The sequence below is a fragment of the Ramlibacter agri genome (genome assembly GCF_012927085.1).
Lineage (GTDB): Bacteria > Pseudomonadota > Gammaproteobacteria > Burkholderiales > Burkholderiaceae_C > Ramlibacter > Ramlibacter agri.
Window position 1 is genome coordinate 670,945 of sequence record NZ_JABBFX010000002.1, and the last position, 25,698, is coordinate 696,642.

30 protein-coding genes are annotated in these 25,698 nt (G+C 70.2%); 18 read left to right on the forward strand and 12 right to left on the reverse strand.

Annotated elements, in window-relative coordinates:
* Nucleotides 1-14 precede the first annotated feature (14 nt).
* On the forward strand, nt 15-917 hold the full coding sequence (locus HHL11_RS21655; protein WP_169420637.1) for an AEC family transporter: 903 nt from the start codon (nt 15-17) through the stop codon (nt 915-917).
* On the opposite strand, the gene HHL11_RS21660 is transcribed toward HHL11_RS21655, so the two are convergent.
* The 3 genes from HHL11_RS21660 to queG form a co-directional block, all read right to left on the reverse strand.
* Complete coding sequence (locus HHL11_RS21660) at nt 918-2,726, reverse strand: hypothetical protein (RefSeq protein WP_169420638.1); 1,809 nt, start codon at nt 2,724-2,726, stop codon at nt 918-920.
* 103 nt (nt 2,727-2,829) lie between these two features.
* Nucleotides 2,830-3,144 (reverse strand): helix-turn-helix domain-containing protein, encoded by a 315-nt coding sequence (locus tag HHL11_RS21665; RefSeq protein WP_169420639.1) that lies wholly within the window; start codon nt 3,142-3,144, stop codon nt 2,830-2,832.
* A gap of 149 nt (nt 3,145-3,293) precedes the next feature.
* A complete protein-coding gene (gene queG, locus HHL11_RS21670; RefSeq protein WP_205964599.1) occupies nt 3,294-4,397 on the reverse strand; it encodes a tRNA epoxyqueuosine(34) reductase QueG in 1,104 nt (367 codons plus the stop codon).
* Between queG and tsaE the strand changes: the two genes are divergently transcribed.
* The 4 genes from tsaE (at nt 4,380) to HHL11_RS21690 (ending at nt 6,993) form a co-directional block, all read left to right on the forward strand.
* Nucleotides 4,380-4,871, forward strand: a complete 492-nt coding sequence (gene tsaE, locus HHL11_RS21675; RefSeq protein ID WP_425355223.1) for a tRNA (adenosine(37)-N6)-threonylcarbamoyltransferase complex ATPase subunit type 1 TsaE — start codon at nt 4,380-4,382, stop codon at nt 4,869-4,871. The genes queG and tsaE overlap by 18 nt on opposite strands.
* A complete protein-coding gene (locus HHL11_RS21680; protein WP_169420642.1) occupies nt 4,868-6,220 on the forward strand; it encodes an N-acetylmuramoyl-L-alanine amidase in 1,353 nt (450 codons plus the stop codon). The genes tsaE and HHL11_RS21680 overlap by 4 nt, the downstream gene beginning before the upstream one ends.
* A 131-nt stretch (nt 6,221-6,351) precedes the next feature.
* On the forward strand, nt 6,352-6,558 hold the full coding sequence (locus tag HHL11_RS21685) for a glycine zipper 2TM domain-containing protein (RefSeq protein WP_169420643.1): 207 nt from the start codon (nt 6,352-6,354) through the stop codon (nt 6,556-6,558).
* A gap of 228 nt (nt 6,559-6,786) precedes the next feature.
* Entirely contained in the window at nt 6,787-6,993 is a 207-nt protein-coding gene (locus HHL11_RS21690) for a glycine zipper 2TM domain-containing protein (RefSeq protein WP_169420644.1), read from the forward strand.
* Here the strand turns inward: HHL11_RS21690 and HHL11_RS21695 are convergent.
* Nucleotides 6,990-7,466 (reverse strand): aromatic-ring-hydroxylating dioxygenase subunit beta, encoded by a 477-nt coding sequence (locus HHL11_RS21695; RefSeq protein ID WP_169420645.1) that lies wholly within the window; start codon nt 7,464-7,466, stop codon nt 6,990-6,992. The two genes, HHL11_RS21690 and HHL11_RS21695, sit on opposite strands and share 4 nt — an antisense overlap.
* Nucleotides 7,463-8,755, reverse strand: coding sequence for an aromatic ring-hydroxylating dioxygenase subunit alpha (locus HHL11_RS21700; protein ID WP_169420646.1), 1,293 nt, complete (start codon nt 8,753-8,755; stop codon nt 7,463-7,465). Before HHL11_RS21700 ends, HHL11_RS21695 begins: the two co-directional genes overlap by 4 nt.
* Nucleotides 8,756-8,844: 89 nt before the next feature.
* Between HHL11_RS21700 and HHL11_RS21705 the strand changes: the two genes are divergently transcribed.
* A complete protein-coding gene (locus HHL11_RS21705; protein WP_169420647.1) occupies nt 8,845-9,741 on the forward strand; it encodes a dienelactone hydrolase family protein in 897 nt (298 codons plus the stop codon).
* Nucleotides 9,742-9,745: 4 nt separating this feature from the next.
* Here the strand turns inward: HHL11_RS21705 and HHL11_RS21710 are convergent, their stop codons facing one another.
* Nucleotides 9,746-10,393: a DedA family protein gene (locus tag HHL11_RS21710; RefSeq protein ID WP_169420648.1), complete on the reverse strand. Its 648-nt coding sequence runs from the start codon at nt 10,391-10,393 to the stop codon at nt 9,746-9,748.
* Between the two features lie 9 nt (nt 10,394-10,402).
* Entirely contained in the window at nt 10,403-11,713 is a 1,311-nt protein-coding gene (locus HHL11_RS21715) for an Hsp70 family protein (RefSeq protein WP_169420649.1), read from the reverse strand.
* A 38-nt stretch (nt 11,714-11,751) separates the two neighbouring features.
* Here HHL11_RS21715 and mutL point away from each other — a divergent pair, with 38 nt between their 5' ends.
* Both mutL and HHL11_RS21725 read left to right on the forward strand, forming a co-directional pair.
* Nucleotides 11,752-13,590 (forward strand): DNA mismatch repair endonuclease MutL, encoded by a 1,839-nt coding sequence (gene mutL / locus HHL11_RS21720; protein ID WP_169420650.1) that lies wholly within the window; start codon nt 11,752-11,754, stop codon nt 13,588-13,590.
* Nucleotides 13,591-13,621: 31 nt separating this feature from the next.
* Complete coding sequence (locus tag HHL11_RS21725; protein ID WP_169420651.1) at nt 13,622-14,464, forward strand: alpha/beta hydrolase; 843 nt, start codon at nt 13,622-13,624, stop codon at nt 14,462-14,464.
* A gap of 324 nt (nt 14,465-14,788) precedes the next feature.
* On the opposite strand, the gene HHL11_RS21730 is transcribed toward HHL11_RS21725, so the two are convergent.
* Entirely contained in the window at nt 14,789-15,193 is a 405-nt protein-coding gene (locus HHL11_RS21730) for a response regulator (protein ID WP_169420652.1), read from the reverse strand.
* Between the two features lie 114 nt (nt 15,194-15,307).
* On the opposite strand from HHL11_RS21730, the gene miaA reads away from it, so the two are divergent.
* Nucleotides 15,308-16,249 (forward strand): tRNA (adenosine(37)-N6)-dimethylallyltransferase MiaA, encoded by a 942-nt coding sequence (gene miaA / locus HHL11_RS21735; RefSeq protein ID WP_169420653.1) that lies wholly within the window; start codon nt 15,308-15,310, stop codon nt 16,247-16,249.
* Nucleotides 16,249-16,890: an ABC transporter ATP-binding protein gene (locus HHL11_RS21740; protein ID WP_169420654.1), complete on the forward strand. Its 642-nt coding sequence runs from the start codon at nt 16,249-16,251 to the stop codon at nt 16,888-16,890. Before miaA ends, HHL11_RS21740 begins: the two co-directional genes overlap by 1 nt.
* Before the next feature lie 62 nt (nt 16,891-16,952).
* On the opposite strand, the gene HHL11_RS21745 is transcribed toward HHL11_RS21740, so the two are convergent.
* Both HHL11_RS21745 and HHL11_RS21750 read right to left on the reverse strand, forming a co-directional pair.
* The gene (locus tag HHL11_RS21745; protein ID WP_240980360.1) at nt 16,953-17,570 is read right to left on the reverse strand and encodes a DsbC family protein; all 618 of its coding nucleotides are present in this window, start codon (nt 17,568-17,570) and stop codon (nt 16,953-16,955) included.
* Between the two features lie 45 nt (nt 17,571-17,615).
* Nucleotides 17,616-17,876, reverse strand: a complete 261-nt coding sequence (locus HHL11_RS21750; RefSeq protein ID WP_169420655.1) for a hypothetical protein — start codon at nt 17,874-17,876, stop codon at nt 17,616-17,618.
* A gap of 218 nt (nt 17,877-18,094) precedes the next feature.
* On the opposite strand from HHL11_RS21750, the gene HHL11_RS21755 reads away from it, so the two are divergent.
* A complete protein-coding gene (locus tag HHL11_RS21755) occupies nt 18,095-18,574 on the forward strand; it encodes a hemerythrin domain-containing protein (protein WP_169420656.1) in 480 nt (159 codons plus the stop codon).
* On the opposite strand, the gene HHL11_RS21760 is transcribed toward HHL11_RS21755, so the two are convergent.
* Nucleotides 18,575-19,312 (reverse strand): GNAT family N-acetyltransferase, encoded by a 738-nt coding sequence (locus tag HHL11_RS21760; RefSeq protein ID WP_169420657.1) that lies wholly within the window; start codon nt 19,310-19,312, stop codon nt 18,575-18,577. It lies immediately after the preceding gene.
* 24 nt (nt 19,313-19,336) lie between these two features.
* Between HHL11_RS21760 and HHL11_RS21765 the strand changes: the two genes are divergently transcribed.
* On the forward strand, nt 19,337-21,853 hold the full coding sequence (locus tag HHL11_RS21765) for an ABC transporter permease (RefSeq protein WP_169420658.1): 2,517 nt from the start codon (nt 19,337-19,339) through the stop codon (nt 21,851-21,853).
* On the forward strand, nt 21,853-22,899 hold the full coding sequence (locus HHL11_RS21770) for a lipocalin-like domain-containing protein (protein ID WP_169420659.1): 1,047 nt from the start codon (nt 21,853-21,855) through the stop codon (nt 22,897-22,899). Before HHL11_RS21765 ends, HHL11_RS21770 begins: the two co-directional genes overlap by 1 nt.
* 3 nt (nt 22,900-22,902) lie before the next feature.
* Here the strand turns inward: HHL11_RS21770 and HHL11_RS21775 are convergent, their stop codons facing one another.
* The gene (locus tag HHL11_RS21775; RefSeq protein ID WP_169420660.1) at nt 22,903-23,598 is read right to left on the reverse strand and encodes a DUF899 family protein; all 696 of its coding nucleotides are present in this window, start codon (nt 23,596-23,598) and stop codon (nt 22,903-22,905) included.
* Nucleotides 23,599-23,665: 67 nt separating this feature from the next.
* Between HHL11_RS21775 and HHL11_RS21780 the strand changes: the two genes are divergently transcribed.
* From HHL11_RS21780 to HHL11_RS21800, 5 genes are all read left to right on the forward strand, one after another.
* Entirely contained in the window at nt 23,666-23,857 is a 192-nt protein-coding gene (locus tag HHL11_RS21780; protein WP_169420661.1) for a hypothetical protein, read from the forward strand.
* Nucleotides 23,858-23,935: 78 nt separating this feature from the next.
* Entirely contained in the window at nt 23,936-24,307 is a 372-nt protein-coding gene (locus HHL11_RS21785) for a hypothetical protein (protein ID WP_169420662.1), read from the forward strand.
* The gene (locus HHL11_RS21790) at nt 24,304-24,708 is read left to right on the forward strand and encodes a DUF3574 domain-containing protein (protein ID WP_169420663.1); all 405 of its coding nucleotides are present in this window, start codon (nt 24,304-24,306) and stop codon (nt 24,706-24,708) included. Before HHL11_RS21785 ends, HHL11_RS21790 begins: the two co-directional genes overlap by 4 nt.
* A gap of 40 nt (nt 24,709-24,748) precedes the next feature.
* Nucleotides 24,749-25,282, forward strand: a complete 534-nt coding sequence (locus tag HHL11_RS21795; RefSeq protein WP_169420664.1) for a GNAT family N-acetyltransferase — start codon at nt 24,749-24,751, stop codon at nt 25,280-25,282.
* Nucleotides 25,279-25,689 (forward strand): VOC family protein, encoded by a 411-nt coding sequence (locus HHL11_RS21800; protein WP_169420665.1) that lies wholly within the window; start codon nt 25,279-25,281, stop codon nt 25,687-25,689. The genes HHL11_RS21795 and HHL11_RS21800 overlap by 4 nt, the downstream gene beginning before the upstream one ends.
* The last annotated feature ends 9 nt before the right edge of the window (nt 25,690-25,698 follow it).

The window sequence follows — 25,698 nt, forward strand, 5'->3', positions numbered from 1 at the left end:
ATATCCTCGGGCGCGTGAATTTTGCGCAACTCCTGCTTCCCGACTTCTCCTTGATCCTTTGCGGTTACCTGCTGTGCCGCTTCACCCCGCTCGCCCGTCCCACGTGGGACCAGGTGGAGACCCTGGTCTACTTCTTCCTGTTCCCGGTGCTGCTGTTCCAGTCCATCGCCCGGACGCCACTGGACGTGGGCGCCGTGTCCGGCCTCGCGGCGGCCGGCCTGCTGCTGGGGTTGGCGGGCATCACCCTCGCCTACAGCCTGCCCTGGTGGCCGGGTCTGCGGCACGTCGACCGGCGCGAACACGCCGCCAGCGCGCAGGTGGCCTTCCGCTTCAACTCCTTCATCGCGCTCGCGCTGTCGGAGCGGCTGGCGGGCGCGCAGGGCCTGCAGCTGATCGCGGTGCTCATTGGCGTGTGCGTGCCGTTGTTCAACATCGGCGCGGTGTGGCCGATGGCCCGCCATGCGCAGACCGGCTTCTTCGCCGCGCTGGTGCGCAACCCGCTGATCATCGCCACCTTCGCGGGCCTGGCGTGCAACCTGCTGGGGCTGCACGTGCCGGGCTGGCTGGACCCGACGCTGAACCGCATCGGCGCCGCCTCGCTGGCCCTGGGCCTGATGGCGGCCGGCGCCGGCATGCAGTTCGGCCACCTGGCGCAGGCGAAAGCGCTGGCCGTGGGCGTGCTCGCGATCCGGCACCTGCTGCTGCCGCTGGTGGCGGCCGGCCTGGGCTTCGCCTTGCGGCTGGATCCCACGCAGCGCGCCGTGCTGCTTGCCTTCTCGGCGCTGCCGACGGCCAGCAGTTGCTACGTGCTGGCCTCGCGCATGGGCTACAACGGCGCGCTGGTCGCGGGGCTGGTCACCTTGTCGACGGTCCTGGGGCTGGCGAGCCTGCCCTTCGCGCTGGGCGTGCTGCGCTGATCACGGCCCCGCCGTCACCTGGTAGATCACCTGCGAACGTTCCCCGTTGGGGCCGTTGGTGCTGACGTTGATGTTGGCAAAGCGCACCGGCTGGCCGTTGCAGGTGGAGGCGATGTTGACGGTGCCCGATGTGGCCGTCGGCGCCAGCACACCGCCGTCATCCACGCACTGGAAGCCGGTGCTCAGGGACGGGTCGTCGGTGAAGACGATCACCGACAGCTGCGTGCGCTCCACCGAATAGGTGGTCGGCTGGTTCCAGCTCACCGTCACCGTGCCGAAGCGCAGGCTGGTGGCCGTGGGGCTGCTCACGTGGATCAACTCGGTGGTGAAGGCATTCAGCGGCAGCGTGTAGGCCACCGAGCCGCCTGCCGTCTTCTGCAGCGTGATCGTCACGGGCGTGCCGGCCGCGGGCAGCGGCGGCGCCAGCGGGCCGGTGTTGGAGAAGAAGGCGTCCAGCTGCACGCCGCCCGGGCGCACGTCGGTGGCGCCTTGCGTGAAGGCCGGAATGCCGAAGCTGGCGGTGGCCGTCACCGAAGCCACGGCTCCATGCACCGGCCTGACGTCGAGGTTCACGGCCGGGCCGTTCATGCCGGTGAAGGTGCCCTGGTTGCTGCGGCCTTCGGCCTGCACCGAGAGCGATGCGATGCGGCCATCGCCGGCCAGCAGCCAGTTGCTGCCCGAGAGGCGGAAATTGAAGGTGTTGCGCTCGATCTGCGTCTGGCCGTTCTGCGTGGCGACGAACTTGAGCTGGACCTGCGCCGTGCCGGCCCCCGGATCGAGCGCGAGCAGCTTGTCGACCGACAGCGCGACGCTCAGCCCCTGGAACTGCTGCACCACGCCGGCGAGGAACTGGTCGCGGTTCAGGCCCTCATTCAGCAGGTTCGGATCGAAGAACGAGACGATGTCGCTGGCGGTCAGCGTGCTGGACTTGCTGTTGACGACCGAAGCGAAGGCGGACAGCGTCGCGTTGATGCCATCGACGGCGGCGATCTGCGCGTTGCTGACCGCCGCCACCGAGGTGCTGGAAGCCGTGGTCGTCACCGTCCCATTGGTGGTCGTGGAGCTTGCCGTGATCGAGCTGGTCGCCGTGAGGAACGAGAGCGCCGTGGTCTGGGTGGCGGCGCCGGCGTCGAGCACCAGCACCACGTTGACCGTCCCGTAGCTCACGCGGGTGTGGTCCAGCAACTTGTCGGTGCCGCTGCCGTCGGCCCGGAACGGCATCGAGAACAGGTCGAAGGTCTTGCCGACCGGCGAGCCGTTGGCGCCGATGGCCAGCTGCAGCAGCGGGAACAGCGTGTCACCCACGGACTGCAGCTGCCGCCGCGTCGGCGCCGGCACGCTTACCGGGTTGGCGAAACTGCCATCGGCCGACTGGCCTTGCACCTTGTAGTACGAGCGCACCACCAGGTCGGTGAGCGGTGTGACGTTCACCGTGGCGCTGCGGTTCGCGTCGGTGCTCGCGCTCAGCAGGTTGCCCACCTGCAGCAGGAAGGGCGGCGCGAGGCTCGACGTGTCCAGCGTGAAGTTGCCGCTGACGCTGGTGGTCGCCGTCGCGGTCTTGTTGGCGCTGTCCTTCAGCGTGACCAGCTGGTTGGCCAGCGGCGCGCCGCTGGCGGCGGTGCCGCTGACCGTGGCGGACGGCGCGGGCGCGGGTGAAGGCGCCGGCGCGGGCGCTGGAGCGGGTGCCGCCGAATCGCCGCCGCCGCCACCGCCACCGCCGCACGCGGCGAGCGTGCCGGCCAGGGCCAGCGAAAAGAGCAGCGCGAGGCGCAGGGACTTGGGAGACGGGGACCGCGTGGCTTCTCTCATGGCACTACCTCCGGGCACGATGCGATGCGTCAGTTCGCGAATCTATGCCCGGCCCGCGGCGGGCCGACTGCGGAATCGTGCGCCGCGCTTGCGAATCCCGCGCTTATTGCAGCGTGTACTCGAGCTGGCGGCGGTAGTCGCCCGGGGTCTGGCCGAAGGCCTTGCGGAAAGCGGCGATGAACTGGCCGTAGCTGCCGAAGCCGGAACGCTCCGCAATCTCCGCCAGCGTGGCCTGCGCTTCGGCGGCGATCATGTCGCGGGCCATCTGCACCCGCGCCCGCAGCACGTATTGCCAGAGGCTCTGGCCGGTCGTCCGGTGGTAGCCGCGATTGAGGTGGTGCGGGCTGAGGAAGGCCGCGCGCGCGATGTCCTCGATGGCGAAGTCCGCGGCAAGGTTGGCGTGGATGAAGTCCTGCACCTTGCGCAAGGTGCGCGGCGCGAGCGCACAGGAGCGCCCGGCGGCTCGGGGGTGGGGAGGCGGCGCCTGGATCGAAATTTCGATACCCGATACATCGCGAGCAACCATGGGCGGTCCCTCCGAACGAAATCGAACCTCGTTGCCTCCCGTTACTTCACGTTACCACCAAGCTTCGGTGCGCGCAACGCCCACTCCACGTGCTCGCGTACCACCGGAGAGGGATGGGAGAGCCTCGCCTGCAAGGCCGCTCGCAGGGCCGGGTCGTCGGCCTGGCGCAGCGCATTGCCCAGCGCTACCGCGATGTTGCGCAGCCAGCGCTCGTGCCCGATGCGGCGGATCGGGCTGCCTTCCGTGTGGCGCAGGAACTCGTCCTCGCTCCACGCGAACAGTTCGACGAGCTGGCGGCCCACCAGGGCCGGGCGGGCCTCGAAATCCGGCAGCTCCGCGCGGCCCGCGAACTTGTTCCAGGGGCAGGCCAGCTGGCAGTCGTCGCAGCCGTAGATGCGGTTGCCCATGAGGGGCCGCAGCTCCTCGGGGATGGCGCCGGGATGCTCGATGGTGAGATAGGAGATGCAGCGCCGCGCATCCAGCCGGTAGGGCGCGACGATGGCGCCCGTGGGGCAGGCATCCAGGCAGGCCGTGCAAGTGCCGCAGTGGTCGCCGGCCGCTTCGGTCGGCGGCAATGCAAAGTCCACGTAAATCTCGCCCAGGAAGAACATCGAGCCGCCTTCGCGGTTGAGGACCAGGGTGTGGCGCCCGCGCCAGCCCTGCCCGCTGCGCGCGGCGAGCTCCACTTCCAGCACCGGCGCCGAGTCTGTAAAGACGCGATGGCCAAAGGGGCCCACCGCCTGCGCGATGCGCTCACTGAGTTTCTGCAGCCGCGAGCGCAGCACCTTGTGGTAGTCGCGGCCCCGCGCGTAAAGCGAGACGATCGCCTCCTGCGGACGCGCGAGGCGATCGAATTCGATGGCCTGCCAGCCCTGGGGCGTTGTGGCGGGAAGGTAATCCATGCGTGCGGTAATCACGCTTGTCGTGCCCGGCACCAGTTCCGCGGGGCGTGCGCGGCGCACGCCATGGCTTGCCATGTAGGCCATTTCGCCGTGGAATCCGTTGGACAGCCACGCAAGAAGCCCGGGTTCGGCTGCGGAAAGGTCGACGCCGGCCACGCCGATTTGGGAAAATCCGAGCTCACTGGCCCATTGCCGGATCTGGGCCACCAGGAAAGGACCGTCGCTCTGAGCGCCGTTGGACATCACGCTTCGATTGTAGGAACGCCCACCCGCATGCGCTGGGCGGACGAGGAGGATACGCGGGCCTTCGCCGAAAGGCTGGCCCGCAGCCCGGCGCTGGCCGGCGCCTTCATCGCGCTGCATGGCGACCTGGGCGCCGGCAAGACCACCCTGGTGCGCCACCTGCTGCGCGCACTGGGTGCGCAGGGCCGCATCAAGTCGCCGACCTATGCCGTGGTGGAGCCCTATGTGCTGCCGCAGTTCCCGGCCTGGCACTTCGATTTCTACCGCTTCGACGACCCGCGCGAGTGGGAGGACGCGGGCTTCCGCGACATCTTCGCCGGCCCTGGCCTGAAGATCGCCGAGTGGCCCGACAAGGCCGCGGCCGTGCTGCCCACGCCGGACCTCGACGTGCACGTGGTGCTGGACGACGACGACGCGCACCGCCTCGTCACCGTCACGCCGAACACGGAACGCGGACTGGAGCTGCTGGCATGAAGCGGCGCTCCATCCTCAACGCCGGCACCCTGGTGCTGCTGCTCGGCGCCCAGCAGATCGCCCGGGGCGCCGGCATCGTCGCCGTGCGCCTGTGGCCAGCCCCCGACTACACGCGCCTGACCATCGAGTCCGACACCCTGCTGGCCAGCAAGCAGCAGGTGGCGGCGGACCGCATGACGCTGGACCTGGAAGGCATCGCGCTCGACCCGGCCCTGCGCGAGCTGGTGGGCAAGGTGAAGGCCGACGATCCCTTCATCGCCGGCATCCGCATCGCCCAGGCCGGCCCGAACACCGTGCGCCTCACCATCGCGCTGAAGCAGGCGGCGCTGCCGCAGGTCTTCCAGCTGCAGCCGGTGGCCGCCTACCAGCACCGGCTGGTGGTGGACTTCTATCCGCCCAGGCCGGTGGACCCGCTGGAAGCGCTGATCGCCGAGCGCATGAAGGAGCAGGACAAGCCGCTGGCCATCGCGCCGGCACCGGCCCCTGCAATCGCCGCCGCGCCCGTGCCCGATCCGCTGGGCGAGCTCATCGCGCAGCAGACGCAGCGTCCGCCGCGCGCCGCCGTGCAGGTCCCCGCCTCCGAAGTGGCGAAGCCCGCGGTCCCCGCGCTCGCCAATGCCAAGACCGACCGCCTGATCATCGTGGCGCTGGACCCGGGCCACGGTGGCGAGGACCCGGGCGCCATCGGCCCGGGCGGCACGCGCGAGAAGGACGTGGTGCTGCAGATCGCGCACCTGCTGCGCGAGCGCATCAACAACATGAGCATCAACGGCAACCCGATGCGGGCCTTCCTCACGCGCGATGCCGATTTCTTCGTGCCCCTGGGCACGCGGGTGGACAAGGCGCGGCGCGTGCAGGCCGACCTGTTCGTCAGCATCCACGCCGACGCCTTCATGACGCCCACGGCGCGCGGCGCCAGCGTGTTCGCGCTGAGCCAGTCCGGCGCCTCCAGCAGCGCGGCGCGCTGGATGGCGGACAAGGAGAACAAGGCGGACCTGGTGGGCGGCCTGAACATCAAGGCGCAGGACCAGCACGTGATGCGCGCGATGCTCGATATGAGCACCACCGCGCAGATCAACGACAGCCTCAAGCTGGGGAGCGCCCTGCTCGGCGAAATGGGCACCGTGGGCCGCCTGCACAAGGGCTCGGTGGAACAGGCCGGCTTCGCGGTGCTGAAGGCGCCGGACATCCCCAGCGTGCTGGTGGAAACGGCCTTCATCAGCAACCCCGAGGAAGAAACGAAGCTGCGCAGTTCCGGCTACCAGGAGCAGCTGGCCGATGCCTTGATCAAGGGCATCGAGCGCTACTTCTCGCGCAACCCGCCGCTGGCGCGCAATCGTCCGCTCTAGTTTGCAAGACAAACCGACAGGCGCGAGCGCCGGGCTCCTACATTCCCGCAGAGCGCCTTTTCCTAGAGTCACAGCCACAGGTTGCCGCGCCTCCCGCGGCTGTCGCAAACGATTCGAAGGAAGGTGAATATATGAAGACGAAGATCATCTCCGCGGCTGTCCTCGCCGCTTCCCTGCTGGGCCTGGGCGGCTGCGCCTCGATGGACCGCCAGACCGTCGGCACCGTGGGCGGCGCCGTCGTCGGCGGCCTGGTCGGCAGCGCCGTCGGCGGCACGGCTGCCACCGTCATCGGCGCCGGCGCCGGCGCGGTGATCGGCAACCAGGTGGCCAAGCACTAAGCCTGGCTCAGCGCCAGCGCAAGGGCCGGACGCAAGTCCGGCCCTTTTTCTTTGCGCGCCGCAGCGTGCCTCAGCCTGCCGCCTGCGCCTGCATGCATCCCTTGCCCGTGACGACAGGGGCCGTCAAGCGCTTCCTACAGTTGCGCACCGCTCCGTTTCCTAAAGTCGTCAGTGCACAAGGTTAGCCGCGCCTCTCGCGGCGGGAAAATTCTGAAGGAAGGTGTTTCCATGAAGACGAAGATCATTTCCGCGGCGCTGCTGGCCGCTTCGCTGATGGGCCTGGGCGGCTGCGCCTCGATGGACCGTTCGACCGCCTACACGGCGGGCGGCGCGGTGGTCGGCGGCCTGGCCGGCAACGCACTCGGTGGCACCACCGGCACGATCCTGGGCGCCGGCGCCGGCGCGCTGATCGGCCACGAAGCCGCCAAGCGCTAAATCGGGTAGATCAGCGAGTTGAGCACCATCTCGCTGTCGTACACGCACAGCCGGCTGGCCAGCTTCAGGCCAGCCGGCGTGCGTTCCATTTCGTCGATGTACCGGCCCACGTTGTACACCTCGCTGGCATCGCCCGGCCGGGTGCGGAACACCGCATAGTGGGCCTGGGCGCGGATGCGCCCGTCCTCCTGGCCCAGCACTTGCGCCGGGCTAACCACGTGGCGCGTGTAGTAAGGCCCGTGGTAGATGGTCTGCGTGATGCCGTACACCCGGTCCTTCATCATCCCCTGGCTTTCCATCGCGATCAGCGCCAGCGGCAAGCCGCGGTCGAAGTTCTCGCGCGCCTGCACCTTGTAGCGGCCTTCGGGCAGGAAGAAACCAGGCCATTCGTCGAAGCGGCGTTCGTCCAGCACCGCGGCATAGCGCGCGTTGAGCTGGTCGACCTCCAGCTGCAGCAACAGGTCTTCCCTCATACGCCCATCACCTTGCGCCAATAGGCGTACATGCTGCGGATCAAGGTCTCCGTGACCATGTGTTCGGTGCCCCCGGTGCCGGTGCCACCCAGCTCGCACAGCGTTTCGCCGTCCTCGCCCCACTGGCGGAAGCCGTCCTGGCTGAACTGGATCACCTCGCCGTCGTCGGCGCTGACGAAGCCGGCCGGCCCGAACAGGTTGGCCTGGCGCAGGCGGCGGCGCTGCATTTCCTCGCTGTCGTCGGTGAAGCCGAAATGCGTCCACACGAAGTCGAACTCGCCTTCGCCGCGCGGCACGATGTGGCGCGTGGACAGCGAGTTCACCTGCTGCTGGATGATGAGGCTGGGGAACAGCGTGATCATCGTCACCGACGGCATGATCTCCGTGCCGGGGTTCGACGGATCCGGCACCTTCCACCAGGGCTCGGGCACCACGTCCAGGATGCGCGGGTCCTCCAGGCTCATGTTGGCCTTGAAGCTGGTCACGCCCTGCGTCACCGCCTTGTTCTCGCCGCCGTCGTTGCGGCGCGAGACCATCACGGCATGCCGCCCGTGTTCGTCCATCACCATGCGGCTCTTCTGGTCGGCGCGCCACAGGCCGAAGGTGACGAACCAGGTGTGGAGCAGGCCCGGGTGGTACGGGTCCTTGATGTTCTCCATCATCAGCTTCCAGTTGCCCGGGATGCGCTGGCGGTTGTACCCCAGCAGCTGCAGCTGGCGGCCGCCGAAGATGCGGTCCAGCCAGGGCAGGATCTGCGGACCCAGGTACTGCTCCAGCGGCTCGACGCTGTCGCTGAAGGTGGCGAACACCAGCCCGTGCAGCACCGCGACGCGCAGTCGCGTCAGGCCATGCTGCTTGACGTCGAAGTCCGGCGGCATGCCGCCGTTGACCTGGTCGCCCTCCTTCACGCCGTTCTTGAAGGGCAGGCCGGCCAGCTCGCCATCGAGCTTGTAGGTCCACTGATGGTAGGGACAGGTCCAGCTGCGTGCGTTGCCGTGCGGCTGCTGGCAGAAGCGCACGCCGCGGTGGGCACAGCGGTTCTCCACCACACGGATGCCTTGGTCGCCGAAGCGGTCGCGCACCATGATCACCTGGCGCTCGCCGACGTAAGTCAGGCGGAAGTCGCCGGGGTTCGGCACCTCCACTTCCAGGCCCACGTAGCACCAGTGCGGGCCGTAGAAGATCTTCTGCAGCTCCTGGCTATAGAGCTGCGGGTCGGTGTAGGCCCAGAAGGGCACCCGGCTGGAGCCGGCCCCGCTCCAGCGCGAGAAGGATTCGGGCGCGTTCATGGCGCGAGTATCGCCGTTGCGCCGCGCTACACCATCGGGTGGAATACCGCGTCGCCGGCACTGGCTAGGATGTCGCTCCGGGAGGTCCCATGGCACTCCGACGAATCGTCTTCCTGCTGCTGCTCGCCCTCGCCGCTGGCGCCCGGGCCCAGCCCGCCGATCCGCGGCAACTCACCGGCCTGGTCCAGGGCGCGCAGTCGCTGCAGCCACTGCGCCTGCCCACCGAGGCCAAGGAGCTCGGCCTCTTCTCCGACTTCCACAACGGCCTCTTCAGGCCGGCCGGCGACGGCCCCTTCCCAGCCCTCGTGATCGCGCATTCCTGCGGTGGCATCCGCGATCCGGAGGCGACGTACTGGGCCCAGGCCGGCCTGAAGGAAGGCTACGTGGTGCTGGTGATCGACAGCATGCGCGGCAACCGCAACAACTGCATCCCGCCCGTGCCGATTCCCACCGGCCGCCTGGTGAAGGACCTCTACGACGCCGCGGGGCAGCTGGCACGGCTGCCCATCGTCGATGCGAAGCGGATGGCGGTGCTCGGCTTCTCGCAGGGCGCCTTCAGCGCGGCGCTGCTGGCCAGTCCCGGCATCAAGGAGGCGCTTGCCTCTGATGCGCCGCGCTTCGCCGCCACCGCGGGGCTCTACGGCACCTGCCTGTGGCCGGCGGGCACGTTCAAGGGCGTGGACTGGCCGTACCGCTATGTCTTCTTCGACACCGACCGGCCGCTGCTGTACCTGATGGCCGAGGAGGACCTGGAGGCGTCGTCCTCCTATTGCGACGACACCCTGCCGGCATTGCGCGACAAGGGCGCACCGGTCGAATGGCACAAGTACCCCGGCGTCACCCATTGCTGGGACTGCTCCGCGCTGGACGGCTTCAGCAAGACCGACTTCCGCGGCACGCGCATCACGTACCACTACGACAAGGCGGTCACCGAGGATTCGCGCAAGCGGGTGTTCGAGTTCCTCGCGCGGCAGCTGCCACACTAGGCGTTCAGGCTGCCGCGGCCTTGCGCCGCGCCTTCCACGCCCCGAACAGCACGATCAGCCCGGGGATGAAGATCATCGCCCAGATGATCTTCTCGAGGTTCGCCTTCACCCAGGGGATGCTGCCGAAGAAGTAGCCGGCCGTGATGACGCCGCCTACCCACAGCACGCCGCCGGTGACGTCGTAGAAGGAGAACTTGCGCCGCGTCATCTGCGCCACGCCGGCCACGAAGGGCGCGAAGGTGCGCAGGAAGGGCATGAAGCGCGCCAGCACGATGGTGATGCCGCCGTACTTCTCGTAGAACGCATGCGCCTGCTCGAAGGCGCGCTTGTTGAAGAAGCGCGAGTCCTCCCACTGGAACACGCGCGGCCCGAAGAAGCGCCCGATCGTGTAGTTGCTCTGGTTGCCCAGCACCGCCGCGGCGATCAGCAGCGCCACCGACAACGGATAGCTCATGAGCCCCACGCCACACAGCGCGCCCACCACGAACAGCAGCGAATCCCCCGGCAGGAAGGGGAACACCACCACGCCGGTTTCCACGAAGATGATCAGGAACAGCAGCGCATAGACCCAGGTGCCGTAGGTCGTGACGAAGTCCTGCAGGTAGCGGTCGACGTGGAGGATGAAGTCGACGAGGTAGCCGATGTATTCCATGGCCGGCGATTATCCCTGCACGGCACCATGCAGCCGCTGCGCATGCAGGCCGAGTCCCTGCGCCACGCTGGCCTGGCGGTCGCCGTGGATGGCGCGGGCGCCCGGCACAGCGGCTTCCAGGCGCTGCACCAGTGGCGCGAAGCCGGTGGAACCGCCGGTCAGGTAAAGGACGTCCACCTGCTCGGGCCCGATGCCGGCAGCCTGCAGCGTCTCGCGCAAGGCAGTGACGATGCGCTGCAACTCGGCTTCCAGCGCGTCCACGGCCCGGGTCTCGTCCAGGCTGGCGGCCAGCCCGCGCTCCAGCAGGCCCAGGTCGATGGCCGTCGAGCCGCCTTCGGCCACGGCGATCTTGGCCGCCTCGGCCTGCGCCAGCAGCGCGTGGCCCAGGTGCTCTTCCACCACCGTCATCAGGCGGGCGTGCTGGAAGGGGTCGCCGTAGAACGAGCGCATCTGGCGCAGCTCGTGCACCCGCGGGGCGCTGTAGACGGTGTTGATCAGGTGCCACGTAGCCAGGTCGAAATACACGCGGCTGGGCACTTCGCGCGGCGCCGCGCCCGGCCGGGCCGGCCCCAGGCCGCGGTAGCCGCAGGTGGGCAGGATGGTCGCCAGTTCGACCTGGCGGTCGAAATCGGTGCCGGCGACGTGCACGCCGTGGTTGGCCAGGATGTCCTCGCGCCGGTCCAGCCGCTCGCGCCGCTGCGGGCCCACGCGCACCAGCGAGAAGTCCGAGGTACCGCCGCCGATGTCGGCCACCAGCACCAGCTCTTCCCGGTCGGTCGTGATTTCGTAGTCCAGCGCGGCGGCGATCGGCTCGAACTGGAAGCTGACTTCGGTAAAGCCGACGGCTCGCGCCGCCGCCTCCAGCGCGTCCTGCGCCTGCTGGTCGCGCTGCGGTTCGTCGTCGACGAAGTAGACCGGGCGGCCCAGCACGGCTTCGCGCAGCGGCGCGCCGGCGCTGCGCTCGGCCAGCGTCTTCAGGTGCTGCAGGTAGCCGCCCACCACGTCCAGGTATTTCACGGCGTGGCCGCCGCCGACCTCGGTCTGCCGGTCCACCAGCGAGGAGCCCAGCACGCTCTTCATCGAGCGCATCAACCGGCCTTCGTGGCCCTCGATGTAGGCCGCCAGCGCCGCGCGGCCGTAGAGGCTCAGCGGCGGCTCGTGGGCGGAGCGGCCCTCGACCTGGTAGAAGACGGCCGTGGGCATGGTCGTCTGGCCGTTCTCGACGTCGACCAGGGCCATGCGGCCGTTGCGGCCGGGCACCGCGATCGCGGAATTGGACGTGCCGAAATCGATGGCACAGAAGGTGGCGGGGACGTTCATGGGGGGCGCGGATTGTAGCCGCCTAGAATGCAGCCGAGATGAGTGCCGTCCTGTCCCCGCCCCCTCGCCGCCCGATCCGGGAACTGCCCGATGAACTGGTGAGCCAGATCGCCGCCGGCGAAGTGGTGGAGCGCCCCGCTTCGGTGGTGCGCGAACTGGTGGACAACGCGCTGGACGCCGGCGCCAGCCAGGTCACGGTGCGCCTGCTGGCTGGCGGCGTGCGGCTCATCTGCGTCGAGGACGACGGCGGCGGCATCGCCCGCGAGGAACTGCCGCTGGCCCTGAAGCGCCACGCCACCAGCAAGATCGGCTCGCTGGCCGACCTGGAATCGGTCGCCACCATGGGTTTCCGCGGCGAGGCGCTGGCCGCCATCGCCTCCGTCTCCGAAATGAGCCTGCTGTCGCGCGAACAGGGCGCGGCCACGGCCTTCCTGCTGGATGCCAGCAGCGGCGAACTGCGGCCGGCGGCGCGCTCCGCCGGCACCACGGTGGAAGTGAAGGAACTGTTCTTCAGCACGCCGGCGCGGCGCAAGTTCCTGAAAACCGACGCCACCGAGATGGCGCACTGCCTGGAGGCGGTGCGGCGCCACGCGCTGGCGCGGCCCGACGTCGGTTTCACCGTCTGGCACGAAGGCAAGCTGGTGGAACAGTGGCGCGCCGGCACGCGCGAGCAACGCCTGGCCGACGTTCTGGGCGAGGATTTCCTCGAGCAGAGCGTGGCGGTGGAACACGCGATCGGCCCGCTGCGCATCCGCGGCCGCGCCGGCATCCCGGATGCCGCCCGCTCGCGCGCCGACTGGCAGTTCGCCTACGTCAACGGCCGCTACGTGCGTGACAAGGTCATCACGCATGCGGCCCGCAGCGCCTACGAGGACCTGCTGCACGGCAACCGCCAGCCGGTGTACGCGCTGTACGTGGAGATCGACCCGACGCGGGTCGACGTGAACGTGCACCCGACCAAGATCGAAGTGCGCTTCCGCGACAGCCGCGAGGTGCACCAGGCCGTGCGCCATGCGGTGGAAGGGGCCTTGTCGGCTCCGCGCGCGGCGCTGGCGGCCACGCGCCCGGTGCAAGCGGAGCTGGCGCCCTCGCCCGCCGCGCCCGCTGCCATGCCGATGTGGCGGCAACCGACGATTCCGTTCGCGCAGCCGGTGGCCGGCCATGTCGTCAACGATCTCGGGGCCTTATGGTCGCGCGAGGAAATCGAGGCTGACGCGGCGCCCCTTCCCGCTGCCTCCGAACCGCGGCAATCCCTTGGCGACGGTCTTCCCGCCACGCCCTTGCCGGAGGGCGACTGGCCCCTCGGCCGCGCCATCGCGCAGCTGCAAGGCATCTACATCCTCGCCGAGAACACGCAGGGCCTGGTCGTCGTCGACATGCATGCCGCCCACGAGCGCATCGTCTACGAGCGCCTCAAGACGCAGATGGACGCCCAGTCCATCCGCAGCCAGCCGCTGCTGATTCCCGCCACCTTCGCTGCCACGCCGGCCGAAGTGGCCACGGCCGAAGCGAACCAGGACACCTTGCAAGTGCTGGGCCTGGAGATCACGCCCTTCTCGCCCAAGACGCTGGCCGTGCGCGCCGTCCCCGCGGCCCTGGCCCAGGGCGATGCCGTGGAACTGGCGCGCAGCGTGCTCGCCGAACTGGGCCAGCACGACGCCAGCAGCGTCGTGGAACGCGCCCGCAACGAGCTGTTGGCCACCATGGCCTGCCACGGCGCCGTGCGCGCCAACCGCCGGCTGACCTCGGAAGAGATGAACGCGCTGCTGCGGCAGATGGAGGAGACCGAGCGCTCCGACCAGTGCAACCACGGCCGGCCCACCTGGCGGCAGCTGACGCTGCGCGAGCTGGACGCCCTGTTCCTGCGCGGGCGCTGAACTTCCGGCGCGCGCAGGACTCAGCAGTCTGATGAAGCGCCGCTACCTGTTCGCGACCGCCACCCTGGCCGCCCTGCTCACCGTCGGCTGCGCCACCCTCGACGAGCGCCAGCGCGAATGGATCTTCCAGCCCGGCAACCGCAGCTGGGGCAGCAGCGCCGAACTGGCGCGCGACATGCAGGAGGTCTGGATCCCGTTCGACTCGCAGGTCACCAAGGGCCCGGCGAAACTCAATGCCCTGTGGCTGCCCGCCGACCACAACCCGGACACCGGCCCGGTGCTGCTGTACCTGCATGGCGCGCGCTGGAACGTCGCCGGTTCGGCGCCGCGCATCCGCCGCATGCAGCAACTGGGTTTCTCGGTGTTGGCCATCGACTACCGTGGCTTCGGCAAGAGCAGCGCCGGCCTGCCTTCGGAGGACTCCGCCTGCGAAGACGCCCGTGCCGCGTGGAGCTGGCTGGCCGCGCACTACCCGGCGCGGGCGCGCTACGTCTTCGGCCACTCGCTGGGCGGCGCCATCGCGATCGACCTCGCCTCCAAGGTGGACGACGAACAAGGCGTGATCGTCGAAGGCACCTTCACGTCGATCCCCGACGTGGCGAGCACGATGAAATGGAGCTGGCTGCCGGTGGGGCCGTTGATCACGCAGCGCTTCGAGTCCATCCACAAGGTGGACCGCATCCACGCGCCGCTGCTGGTGGTGCACGGCTCCGAGGACAACCTGATCCACAGCGAACTGGGCCGGCGGCTGTACGACGCGGCCAGCGGCAAGAAGCAGTTCGTGCTGGTTGAAGGCGGATCGCACTACAACACCATGGCCATGGGCCAGGCGCAATACCGCGAAGCGCTCGCGCAGCTGTTCCGCCTGCAGTGAAGAGCGGGGCTCAGTCCCCGTGCTGCACCGGGTCCTCGGCCCGCGGGTGGGACGTCTGCCCCTGCTGTTGATGGCTGCCGCCAACGTCGCCGGCGGGCGCAACGCGCCCAGCGTCCGCCTTGCGGAAGCCCAGCTTTTTCAGTTCGCGTTCCAACAACTCCCTGCGAACGGCCATAGGCAGCGTTTCCGATGTCCAGGACCCCGCCTGTCCGTCGCCTGGTCCGCTGCCAGATCTCGATGCATTCATGGCGGCAAGGATGGCAAACTTTAGGAAACGCGGCTGTCAGGCACCCGGACAGCGCGCTGTGCGGTTTGTCCGACAGCTCAGGGGCCGGAGTTTTCGCGCGCGCCCAGGTCGCTGAGCCAGGCGATGAAGCCCTCGGTCTCGCTCTTGTCGAAGACGGCGTCGGCGCCCAGGTCCAGGCAGTGCTGGCGCACGCCGGGACTCGCATAGCTGCTGAAGACCACGATGCGCCCGCCGTTCGGGTCCGCCTTGCAGCGGCGGATGACGTTCATCCCCGCGCCCTGGTCCAGCACCAGGTCGACGATCGCCAGGTCCCATTGGCCGCGGTTGTCTTCCAGCCAGAGATTCGCTTCCGCCTCGGTGGTCGAGTGCGCGACGATACGGAAGCCCCCCATCGACGTGAACAGGTCCCCCAGCAACCCGCGCATCCGCACGATGTCTTCCACCAGGAACACCCGCAACTCCAACGCCGTCTCCCGTTTCATTCAGCTCCTGCGTACATTGTGAAGGGCCCGTGAAGGCCGAGGGCGCCGCTGAAACCAAATGCATGCTGCCTCTGCCGCGCGAAGCCCGGCAGTTGCTCTGCTAACCTCGCGCGGATGTCCCGAATTTCCCTGCCTGCGACCGTGGCCCTCGCCGGCCCCACCGCGTCCGGCAAGACGGCCGCGGCGCTGGCGCTGGCCGAAGCGCTGGACGCGGAGATCGTCAGCGTCGATTCGGCCCTGGTGTACCGCGGCATGGACATCGGCACCGCCAAGCCCACGCGCGAGGAGCGCGCGCGCGTGCCGCACCACCTGGTCGACATCCTCGACCCTGCGCAGGCCTACAGCGCCGCCGAATTCGCGCGGGATGCGCTGCGCCTGGTGGCGGACATCCAGGCGCGCGGCCGCCGCGCGCTGCTGGTGGGCGGCACCATGCTTTATTTCAAGGCCTTGTTCGAAGGGCTGGATGCCTTGCCCACGGCGGACCCCGAACTGCGCCAGGCGATCGAGGCCGAAGCCGCGGCGCACGGCTGGCCCGCGATGCACGCGCAGCTCGCGCAGGTGGACCCGGTGACTGCCGCGCGGCTGGCGCCCAACGACGCGCAGCGCGTCCAGCGCGCGCTGGAGGTGTTCCGCCTCACCGGCGAGCCGCTGTCGCACTTGCACACGCGCCGGCGCGGCGCGCAGGACGCCTTCCGCCCGGACCTGTTCCTCTCGCTGGAGCCGCGGGACCGCGGCTGGCTGCATGCGCGCATCGAGCAGCGTTTCGACGCCATGCTGGCAGCCGGCTTCCTCGACGAAGTGCGGGCCCTGCGCACGCGGCCCGACTTGCACCTTGGCTTGCCCAGCATCCGCTGCGTGGGCTACCGCCAGGCCTGGGAAGCGTTCGACGGGCTGGTTCCGATGGAGTCGATCCGCGAGCGCGGCACCGCCGCCACGCGCCAGCTCGCCAAGCGCCAGCTCACCTGGCTGCGCGCGATGCCGCAGCGCCAGGTGATCGACTGCGATGCCCCCGATGCGCTGCAGCGCGTGCTGCAGGCCGCCGGAGTGGACGCGTGATGCTCGAAGTGCAAGGCCTGGCCAAGCGCTATGGCGAGGTGGGCGTGTTCCGCGACGTCTCGCTGGCCGTCGCGGCCGGCGAGTTCGTCGCCATCGTCGGCGAATCCGGCGTGGGCAAGTCGACGCTGCTCAATTGCATGGCGGGGCTGGACGACTGGCAGGAAGGCAGCATCCGCGTCGATGGCCAGGAGCTGGCGGCGCTGGACGACGACGGCCGCGCGCTGCTGCGGCGCGCCAGGCTGGGTTTCGTGTTCCAGGCCTTCCACGTGCTGCCGCACCTGGACGTGGCGCAGAACGTGGCGTTACCGTTGTTGCTGTTGCAGAGGCCGGATCCGGCGCGGGTGGAAACCATGCTGGAGGCCGTGGGCCTGGGCGGCCTCGGGGCGCGGCTGCCGCAGCAATTGAGCGGCGGCCAATTGCAGCGCGTGGCCATTGCGCGAGCGCTGGTGCACGGGCCGAAGCTGCTGCTGGCCGACGAGCCGACCGGCAACCTCGACCCAGGCACCGCCAGCCGCGTGCTGCAGGTGCTGCGCGACCAGGCCCGCGCCACCGGGGCGGCGCTGGTGCTGGTGACGCATTCGGAGGCGGCGGCGGGTCAGGCGGACCGGGTGCTGCATCTGCGCAGCGACGGCATCGCCTGAAGGTGAATCGACCGGGCATGTAGGCTGGGTTGCGCGCCAGCGCACCCCAGCTTGTCGCCCGCTCAGGACGCCGGCGCCTGCAAGCCCAGCTTCGCCGCCAGCGCCGCCGTCGGCAGCGCCCCTTCCACCGTCACCACCTCGCCCGTCGTCGCATGCTTGGCGACGATGGTCGGCACGCTGCCGAAGCCGAACTTGGTCATGAGTTCGGTGTTCTTCTTGATGGCGTCCTTCTGCGCGTCCTGGCCGGTGCCGGCGGCAATGCCGCCGGTGCCGGCGTGCATGGAGGCCTCGTGCTGGTCCATCGCCGCCACCGGGTCGGGGGCGGCGAGGATGGCGGCGCCTTCCAGCGTGCTCTTCTCGTTCAACACGCCCACGGGCATCCAGACGAAGCGGGCCTGCGACTTCAGCGGCCGCGCCGACTCCCACAGCGCCGCGCAGTGCGGGCACTGGGCGTCGAAGAACACGTAGACGGTGCGCGCGGCCATCTCGGAGCCGACGCTGAAGCCCTTGCCTTCGGCCTGGATCGCTTCGATGGTGACGGGCGTGGAACCGGCGGCCGCGGCCGGGGCCGGCGCGGTGGCCGGACCGGCAGCGCCGCCCGGCGGCGTGCTGTCCTTGCAGGCGGCCAGCAGCGCCGCGGATGCGGCGAGGGAGGTCAGGAGGAAACGGCGTTTCATCATGGAGGGCGCCCTTTCGGCGCCGATGTGCGGAAAACGCCCTCGATTCTAGGCGGCGCGCCTCGCCTCCTCCAGCAGCTCGTTGACCTGCTCCAGTTCCTCGGCCGCCTGCTGCACCTTGCGCTCCAGTGCGGCGTTCTGGTCGATCGCCCACACCACGTCGCCCTTGCGGCAGCGGGGCGGCAGGTGGCGCTGCAGCGCGCCGTGCGCCAGCCCCAGTTCCGCGGCGGCGACTTCCAGGTCGCGCTGCACCTGCTCGGTCTTCTCGAGCGCCTCATCCAGTTTCGGCTGCGTTTGCTCTTGGCTCATTCAGGCCTCCTTCCGATCTCGGGACGGACAGGCTAAGCGGGGCCACGCGGCGAACGCGTCAGGAGCGCGCACGCGTCGTTGCCGGATCAACGGCAGCTGTCCGTGGGCACGGCTCCGCTGGTGCGTAGGCGCAGGGGCGAAGCAGCCGTCGCCGGCCTCCTACAAGGCATGGCGCGTGCGCTGGCCATCATGGCCACTTCATCCAGGGAGAACGAACGATGCCCAACGCACGAGGCCAGAAGGACGCCTGCGACCTGCTCGACGCCGACCACCGCGCCGTCAAGAAGCTCTTCAAGCAGTACGAGGAACTCACCCACTCGCGCGCCCGCAACGCCGCGCAGAAGAAGATGGACCTGGCCCGCCAGATCTGCCAGGAACTGACGGTGCACACGCAGATGGAGGAAGAGATCTTCTACCCGGCCCTGCGCGCCGTGCTGAAGGACGCCGACCTGCTGGCCGAGGCCACGGTGGAGCACCAGTCGGCCAAGGACCTGATCGCGCAGATCGAAGGCGCGGACGCCGCGGACGAGATGTTCGACGCCAAGGTCACGGTGCTCGGCGAATACATCGACCACCACGTGAAGGAAGAGCGCAACGAGCTCTTCCCGAAGGCGCGCTCGGCCCGCAAGCTGGACCTGGTGTCCATGCGCGACGAACTCGAGCAGCGCAAGGAGGAGCTGATGGGCGAGACGGCGTAACTACGCCTTCTTCCAGTACCGGTAGGTCCAGCCGTCCTGGAAACCCAGGCGCGCGTACAGCGCGCGCGCCCCGGCGTTGCCCTGCTCCACCTGCAGGAACACGCGCGCCAGTCCGCGCTCGCGCGCCGCGTCGGTGATCGCGCGGATGATGCGCGTGGCATGCCCGCGGCCGCGATGCGCGGGCAAGGTCCGCATGCCATGCACGCTGCCCCAGCCGTGGCTGAAGGAGCCACAGCCCACGGCCACCGTCTCCCCGCCGACGCGCACGCTCGCATAGAGCGAACCCTGCGCGCGCCGCAGGATGCCGAGCCGGCTCGCGCCATCGACCGGGTCGAAGCCTTCGCCGAGGAACACGCCTTCCCAGCTGGCGTCCGCTGAGGGTGCCAGCCTCAGTTCCCCCTCTCCCGCCAGCGGGAGAGGGCCAGGGTGAGGATCCCCGAGCGCCATCCATTGCACCAGCGTCGGCTTCGCCGCCACATAGCCTCGCCTTTCCAGCTCCGTTTCGACCGCTGCCACCATCGGCACCCGGAATACGGTCTTCAAGCCCGCGTCCGCATACAAGGCCTCGACCGCCTCGATGCTCCCCGCACCGGGCGCGCCATGCGCCGTCGGCGCCGCGCTGTGCGCGCGCCCGACCGTCCCGTCGTCCAGCGGCACCAGCCAGCCCTGGCACTCCTCCAGCCGCTGCGGCGGCACGGCCGCCAGCGTGGCCCTTTCGATCGCTTCGATGTCCAGCATGGCCCCATTCTGCACAATGCAGGCATGCTGGCCCTGCTCGCCACCTATTCCTGGCCCGAGGTGCGCCACCATCCCTGGCGCAGCGCCACCGCGGTGCTGGCCGTGATGCTGGGCGTGGCCCTGGCCTTCTCCGTGCAGTTGATCAACGCCTCGGCGCTGGACGAATTCGCCAGCGCCGCACGCTCGGTCGGCGGCCAGCCGGACCTGGAGCTGCGCGCCAGCGCCGGCGCGCTGGACGAGAACCTCTACGCCCGCGTCGCCACCGATCCGCAGGTGGCCGCCGCCAGCCCCGTGCTCGAACTGCAGACGCTGGCCCTGGCCGCCGACGGCGAGCGCCGCGGCGTGCGCGTGCTGGGCGTCGACGCGCTGGTGGTGGGCGCGGTCGCGCCGGGACTGGTGCCGATCGTCAGCGAAGGCGGCGACCGCCTCGCCGTGCTGGCACCCGACACCGTGTTCCCCAACGCCGCCGCCCGCGCCATGCTGCCGCCGGGCCGGGTGCAGGTGCAGGCGGGCCTGCAGTGGCACAAGCTGCAGGTGGCGGGCCGGGCCGGCGCGGGCGGCGGGCCGCTGCTGGTGATGGACATCGCCGCGGCGCAGGACCTGTTCGGCCGCCGCGGCGAACTCACGCGCATCGACGTGCGGCTGCGTGCCGGCGTCGCCCCCACGGACTGGCTGCGGCACGCGCAGCTGCCGGCCGGCGTGCAGCACTCCGAGCCGCGCGATGCGGGCCAACGGGTCGACGCGCTGTCGCGCGCCTACCGCGTCAACCTCACGGTGCTGGCGCTGGTGGCGCTCTTCACCGGGGCCTTCCTGGTGTTCTCGGTGCTGGCGCTCAGCGTCGCGCGGCGCTCACAGCAGCTCGCGCTGCTCGGCGTGCTGGGGCTCACCGCGCGCCAGCGGCTGGGTCTGGTCCTGGCCGAATCGGCCGTGCTTGGCGCGCTGGGCAGCGTGCTGGGCATCGCGCTTGGCGCCGCACTGGCGGAAACGGCGCTGCGCCTGCTGGGTGGCGACCTGGGCGGCGGCTACTTCCCCGGCGTGCGCCCGCAATTGCAATGGAGCACCGTTGCGGCACTGACCTATGGCGGCCTGGGCATCGCCGCGGCAATGGCAGGCGGCTGGCTGCCGGCGCGCCAGGCCGCGCGGCTGCCACTTGCGCAGACCTTGAAGGGCCTGGGCACGGCCTTGCCGCGCGGACGGCGCCACTGGCTGGCGCTGGCCGCCCTGCTCGCCTCCGTGGCGCTCGCACTGCTGCCGCCGATTGCAGGCATCCCGCTCGCGGCCTACGTGTCGGTCGGCCTGCTGCTGGTGGGCGGGGTCGGCGTGCTGCCGCCCGCGGTCGGCGCGCTGTACGACCGCATCGCGCCTCACGTGGCGCAGCGCCTGCTGCCGCTGCTGGCCGTGGAGCGGGCGCGGCGCGTGCGCGAGAGCGCTGCCGTCGCCGTGAGCGGCGTCGTCGCGGCGCTGAGCCTGTCGGTGGCCCTGACGGTGATGGTGGGCAGCTTCCGGCAATCGGTGGCCGACTGGCTGGACGTGCTGCTGCCGGCCGACCTGTACCTGCGCACCGCCATCAGCGCCGCCGCCGGTGACACGGTGTTCCTCAGCCCGCCGCTGGTGGCGCAGATCGCGGCCATACCGGGCGTAGCGCGCGTCGCGACGCAGCGCGCCCGCAACCTGCCGCTGGATCCGTCGCGGCCGCCCGTGACGCTGCTCGCTCGCGAGGTGGCGCCGCAAGCGCGCAACCTGCCGCTGGTGGGCGGCGTGCTGCCCGCGCCGCCCGGCCAGGTGCCCGTGTACGTGAGCGAGGCGATGGTGGACCTGTATGGCGCGCGGCGCGGCGAGCAACTGCAAGTGCTGCAGCCGGCGCTGGGCGGCGGCCCCTTCTTCGTCGCCGGCGTCTGGCGCGACTACGTGCGGCAGACCGGCGCCATCATCATCGACCAGCGCGACTACCAGCGCCTCACCGGCGATACGCGCATCAACGACGTGCAGGCGTGGCTCGCACCCGGCGCGGCGCTGGCCGACGTGCAGGAGCGCTTGCGCGCGCTGGTGCGGCGCACCGCCGGCGACCCGGACCTGGTGGAGCTCGCGTCGGCCGCGGAGGTGCGCGCCGTGTCGCTGCGCATCTTCGACCGCAGCTTCGCCGTCACCTACTGGCTGCAGGCGGTGGCCATTGCGATCGGCCTGTTCGGCGTGGCGGCCAGCTTCAGCGCGCAGGTGCTGGCGCGGCGCAAGGAGTTCGGGCTGCTCGCGCACCTGGGGCTCACCCGGCGGCAGATCCTGGCGGTGGTCGCCGGCGAGGGCGCAGCCTGGACCTTCATCGGCGCACTGGCCGGCCTCGCGCTCGGGCTCGGCGTGGCCGTGGTGCTGGTGTATGTCGTCAACCCGCAGAGCTTCCATTGGACGATGGACCTGCTGCTGCCTTGGGGGCGCTTGCTCGCGCTGTGCGCCGCTGTTGTTGTCTCGGGCACCGTGACTGCGTGGCTCGCGGGACGCGCCGCCGCGGGACGGGATGCGGTGTTGGCGGTGAAGGAGGATTGGTGATGCGCCGCCGTCCCCTGCTGTTCGCCCTGCCCGCCTTCGCTTTCGCCGGGCCGGCCGTGCTGACCGAGCGCAAGCTCGCCTTCCCGCGCGACCACGGCGCGCATCCGGACCTGCGCACCGAGTGGTGGTACATCACCGGCGAGCTGCGCGCCGGCGAGCGGCGCTTCGGCTTCCAGGTGACCTTCTTCCGCTCGCGCGTGGACGAGACGCAGCAGATGCAGTCGCGCTTCGCCGCCAGGCAGCTGGTGTTCGCGCATGCCGCGGTGACCGACGTGCAGGGCCGCAAGCTGTGGCACGACGGCCGCATCGCGCGCGCAGGCTTTGGCATCGCCGGGGCCGACGAAGCCGATGCGCACCTGGTGCTGCAGGACTGGTCGCTCGCGCGCGCAGGCGAGACCTGGCAGGCCCGCGTGCCGGCGCGCGACTTCGCGCTGGACCTGCGCTGCACGCCGACGCAGCCCGTGTTGCTGCAAGGCCGCGGCGGCCTCTCGCGCAAGGGGCCGGACCCGGAGCAGGCGAGCTACTACTACAGCCTGCCGCAGCTGGCGGTCGCCGGCCGGCTCTCCTTGCAAGGAAAAGCCTTCGAGGTCGCAGGCAAGGCCTGGCTGGACCACGAATGGAGCGAGGCGCTGATGCACCCCGATGCGGTGGGCTGGGACTGGATCGGCATGAACCTGGACGATGGCAGCGCGCTCACCGCGTTCCGCCTGCGGCGCAAGGATGGATCGACGCTGTGGGACGGCGGGTCCTTCCGCAGCGCCGACGGCCGCCTCTTCATCGCCAAGCCGGGCGAAACGGAGTTCAAGCCGGGACGGCGCTGGGCCAGCCCCAGCTCGCGGGCGAGCTATCCGGTGGAGTGGACGGTGCGCACGCCGGCGGATTTCTACGCGGTGCGGGCCGTCATCGACAACCAGGAACTCGATAGCCGCGGGTCCACCGGCGCGATCTATTGGGAAGGCCTGTCGGAGTTGTTCGACAGCAATGGCAGGAAGGTCGGGGCGGGATACCTTGAGATGACGGGGTACGCGAGCCCGTTGCGTTTGTGAACGTCAATACTCCAGCTTCGGATACCAATCCGTTCCGCGCCCGGCCGGCGTGAGGTCGAGGATGTTCCACAAGGGCGTGGGGTCCGGCGCGCCGCGCGGGTCCTGGCCCGGGTCCTGCATGCCGCCCAGTTCCGAGCCCCAGAAGTGGCGCACCTGGGCGCCGTCCTTCACCCACACGTCCAGTGCGGGCCACTCGCTGCCATCCGGCGCCAGGCCGCGGTAGTCGCGCGCGAAGTCATCGCCCACGGTCTGGTAGAAGCGCAGGTTGCGCCAGCCGCGCTCGCGCGCGAAAGCCAGCTGCCGCGACACCGGCGAGCGGCCGAAGACGGCAAAGGAAACGCGCTGCGACAGGTCGCGCACCGGAATGTCCATGGCGCCGAGGAAGGCCGTGCACATGGGGCAAGGCCGCGGCCGCTGCGGCCCGTACATCCAGAAGTAGCTCACCAGCGCGTCGTGCGCGCCGAACAGGTCGGCCAGGCCGAGGTTGCGGCCGTCCTCGTCGAGGAAGCGGTAGTTGCCGGCGACGCCGCCGGGCGGCAGCGCGCGCCGCATCGCGGCCACCTTCTCGATGTGCCGGCGCAGTTCCACCTCCTCGGCCAGCAGCGCTTCGCGCGCGGCGCGGTACTCCGCGCTGTCGTTCGGGTAAGGCCGGCTCGCCTTGAGCGCGAGTTCGGTGGCGGGCGTGAGGGTCTGCGGCATGAAGGCTCCTGGGCAGTCCGCTGCATTCTGCGCCTCGTGGCGCGCGCGTGCGGCGTATGCTGGGCGCATGTTCGCCGGCCATGTCGGCGCCGCGCTGGCCCTGGGCCGCATGGAGCGGCGCGTCAACGTCGCCTGGTTCGTCCTTGCGGCCCTGCTGCTCGACGTGCTGCTGTGGCTCTTCGTGCTCCTGGGCTGGGAAGCCGTGACGATCCCGGCCGACTTCGCGCAGAGGCACCAGCCCGAGTTCCACTTCCCGTGATCGCACGGGCTGCTGGCCAGCCTGCTGTGGTCGGCCCTCGCCGCGCTGGCAGCGTGGCGCGGCCAGCGGAAGGCCGCGTTGCTGCTGGCCGCGGCCGTGTTCTCGCATTGGCTGCTCGACGCGCTGGTGCATCGCCCGGAGCTGCCGCTGGCGGGAACCGGCTCGCCCGCAATAGGCCTAAGCTTGTGGAATGCCATGCCATTCGCGCTCGCGGTCGAGGCAGCAATCGCGTTGGCGGGGCTGTGGCTGTTCCTGCGCGGCAGCGGTTTGCCGCGCAGCCGCGCAGTCATGCTCGCGCTGCTCGTCATGGCCACGCTCGCGTTCACCATCGCCGGCATGACCGTCGCGCCGGCGCCGCCTTCCGCGCTGGCCATGGCGGCCAGTTCGCTGGTGACGATTGCCGTGCTGTGCGCCCTGGTGGCCTGGCTCGTTCATGGAAGGTCTAGATGAGGTCGTACCTGTTCGCCGCTGCCCTGCTCGCGCTGCTCGCGGGCTGCGCGGCTCCCGAGCCTCTGCGCTGCAGCGGCACCGAACAAGCCGAAGTGGAAGAGCACTTGTACTTCGGCTCGAAAAAACCGGACGGCCGCGTGACCGACGCGCAATGGCAAGGCTTCCTGGCCGACGAGGTGACGCCGCGCTTCCCCGAAGGGCTGACGGCGTGGCCTGCGTCGGGCCAGTGGCGCTCCGGCAGCCTGGTCGTGCATGAAAAGTCCTGGGTGCTGGTGCTGGTGCACCGCCCCACGCCCGAGCTCGAGCGCGAAGTGCTGGCCTTGATGGACGCATACAAAGGCCGCTTCCAGCAGGAGGCGGTGCTGCGCGTGCGCACGCCCGCCTGCATGTCCCTGCACTGAGTTGCGCGCACCGCGGGGCTCCCTTAAGCTGGGCCCGACCATGCCCGCCATCACCTTGCGCCCGCTCGCCTCGCCGGCCGAAGGCGAGGCCGCGCGTCCGCTCGTGGCCGAGTACCTGCACTGGGTGGCCGGCGTCGCGCAGTCCGAATACGGCCTGGCCTTCGACGTGGACGCGATGCTGCAGTCCGACCTCGAAGACCCCGGCAAGTTCTATCCGCCCACCGGACGCTTCTACCTGGTGCAGGCGGATGGCGCGCCGGTGGGCATCGGCTGCCTGAAGCAGCTGGCGCCGGGTGTAGGCGAACTGCAGCGCATGTACGTGCAGCCGCAACTGCGCGGCGCGGGCGCCGGCCGCCTGCTGCTGCAGCGCCTGCTGGAAGATGCGCGGGCGCTGGGCCATGCACGCGTGCGGCTGGAAAGCCTGAAGGCGCTGGGCGCGGCGCACGGGCTGTACCGCTCCGCCGGCTTCCGTGACATCGCTCCCTACGGCGACAACAGCATGCGCGATTACCAGGCCGCCGACGCACTGGACGCGTACCGCGGCAGCGCCGTCTTCATGGAACTGGCGCTGTGATCCACATCCGCGAGATCGACCACCTGGTGCTGCGCATCCGCGCTCTGGAGCCGATGTTGCGCTTCTATTGCGAAGGCCTGGGCTGCACGGTGGAAATGCGGCAGGACGGGATCGGCCTGGTCCAGCTGCGCGCCGGCCGTTCCATCCTGGACCTGGTGCCGGTCGACGGCGTGCTGGGCCGAGCCGGCGGCGCGCCACCGGGCGCGGAGGGCCGCAACCTGGACCACTTCTGCTTCCGCGTGGAGCCCTTCGACGAGGCCGCGATCCGCGCGCAGCTGGCGAGCGTGGGCGCCACCGCCGGGCCCGTGGAGCGGCGCTATGGCGCGGAGGGCTACGGCCCTTCGCTGTATTTGAACGATCCCGAAGGCAACACGGTGGAGCTCAAGGGCCCGCCGGAAGGAAGCTAGCTCGTCCTA

Coding starts and splice junctions, on each gene's coding strand:
- HHL11_RS21780 (WP_169420661.1), top strand. CDS start 23,666: ATGTTCGCCGGCCATGTCGGCGCCGCGCTGGCCCTGGGCCGCATGGAG.
- HHL11_RS21710 (WP_169420648.1), bottom strand. CDS start 10,393: ATGGAATACATCGGCTACCTCGTCGACTTCATCCTCCACGTCGACCGC.
- HHL11_RS21705 (WP_169420647.1), top strand. CDS start 8,845: ATGGCACTCCGACGAATCGTCTTCCTGCTGCTGCTCGCCCTCGCCGCT.
- HHL11_RS21790 (WP_169420663.1), top strand. CDS start 24,304: ATGAGGTCGTACCTGTTCGCCGCTGCCCTGCTCGCGCTGCTCGCGGGC.
- HHL11_RS21765 (WP_169420658.1), top strand. CDS start 19,337: ATGCTGGCCCTGCTCGCCACCTATTCCTGGCCCGAGGTGCGCCACCAT.
- HHL11_RS21680 (WP_169420642.1), top strand. CDS start 4,868: ATGAAGCGGCGCTCCATCCTCAACGCCGGCACCCTGGTGCTGCTGCTC.
- HHL11_RS21715 (WP_169420649.1), bottom strand. CDS start 11,713: ATGAACGTCCCCGCCACCTTCTGTGCCATCGATTTCGGCACGTCCAAT.
- HHL11_RS21775 (WP_169420660.1), bottom strand. CDS start 23,598: ATGCCGCAGACCCTCACGCCCGCCACCGAACTCGCGCTCAAGGCGAGC.
- HHL11_RS21755 (WP_169420656.1), top strand. CDS start 18,095: ATGCCCAACGCACGAGGCCAGAAGGACGCCTGCGACCTGCTCGACGCC.
- HHL11_RS21725 (WP_169420651.1), top strand. CDS start 13,622: ATGAAGCGCCGCTACCTGTTCGCGACCGCCACCCTGGCCGCCCTGCTC.
- HHL11_RS21660 (WP_169420638.1), bottom strand. CDS start 2,726: ATGAGAGAAGCCACGCGGTCCCCGTCTCCCAAGTCCCTGCGCCTCGCG.
- HHL11_RS21745 (WP_240980360.1), bottom strand. CDS start 17,570: ATGATGAAACGCCGTTTCCTCCTGACCTCCCTCGCCGCATCCGCGGCG.
- miaA (WP_169420653.1), top strand. CDS start 15,308: ATGTCCCGAATTTCCCTGCCTGCGACCGTGGCCCTCGCCGGCCCCACC.
- HHL11_RS21770 (WP_169420659.1), top strand. CDS start 21,853: ATGCGCCGCCGTCCCCTGCTGTTCGCCCTGCCCGCCTTCGCTTTCGCC.
- queG (WP_205964599.1), bottom strand. CDS start 4,397: ATGTCCAACGGCGCTCAGAGCGACGGTCCTTTCCTGGTGGCCCAGATC.
- mutL (WP_169420650.1), top strand. CDS start 11,752: ATGAGTGCCGTCCTGTCCCCGCCCCCTCGCCGCCCGATCCGGGAACTG.
- HHL11_RS21795 (WP_169420664.1), top strand. CDS start 24,749: ATGCCCGCCATCACCTTGCGCCCGCTCGCCTCGCCGGCCGAAGGCGAG.
- HHL11_RS21700 (WP_169420646.1), bottom strand. CDS start 8,755: ATGAACGCGCCCGAATCCTTCTCGCGCTGGAGCGGGGCCGGCTCCAGC.
- HHL11_RS21685 (WP_169420643.1), top strand. CDS start 6,352: ATGAAGACGAAGATCATCTCCGCGGCTGTCCTCGCCGCTTCCCTGCTG.
- HHL11_RS21760 (WP_169420657.1), bottom strand. CDS start 19,312: ATGCTGGACATCGAAGCGATCGAAAGGGCCACGCTGGCGGCCGTGCCG.
- HHL11_RS21740 (WP_169420654.1), top strand. CDS start 16,249: ATGCTCGAAGTGCAAGGCCTGGCCAAGCGCTATGGCGAGGTGGGCGTG.
- HHL11_RS21690 (WP_169420644.1), top strand. CDS start 6,787: ATGAAGACGAAGATCATTTCCGCGGCGCTGCTGGCCGCTTCGCTGATG.
- HHL11_RS21750 (WP_169420655.1), bottom strand. CDS start 17,876: ATGAGCCAAGAGCAAACGCAGCCGAAACTGGATGAGGCGCTCGAGAAG.
- HHL11_RS21730 (WP_169420652.1), bottom strand. CDS start 15,193: ATGAAACGGGAGACGGCGTTGGAGTTGCGGGTGTTCCTGGTGGAAGAC.
- HHL11_RS21695 (WP_169420645.1), bottom strand. CDS start 7,466: ATGAGGGAAGACCTGTTGCTGCAGCTGGAGGTCGACCAGCTCAACGCG.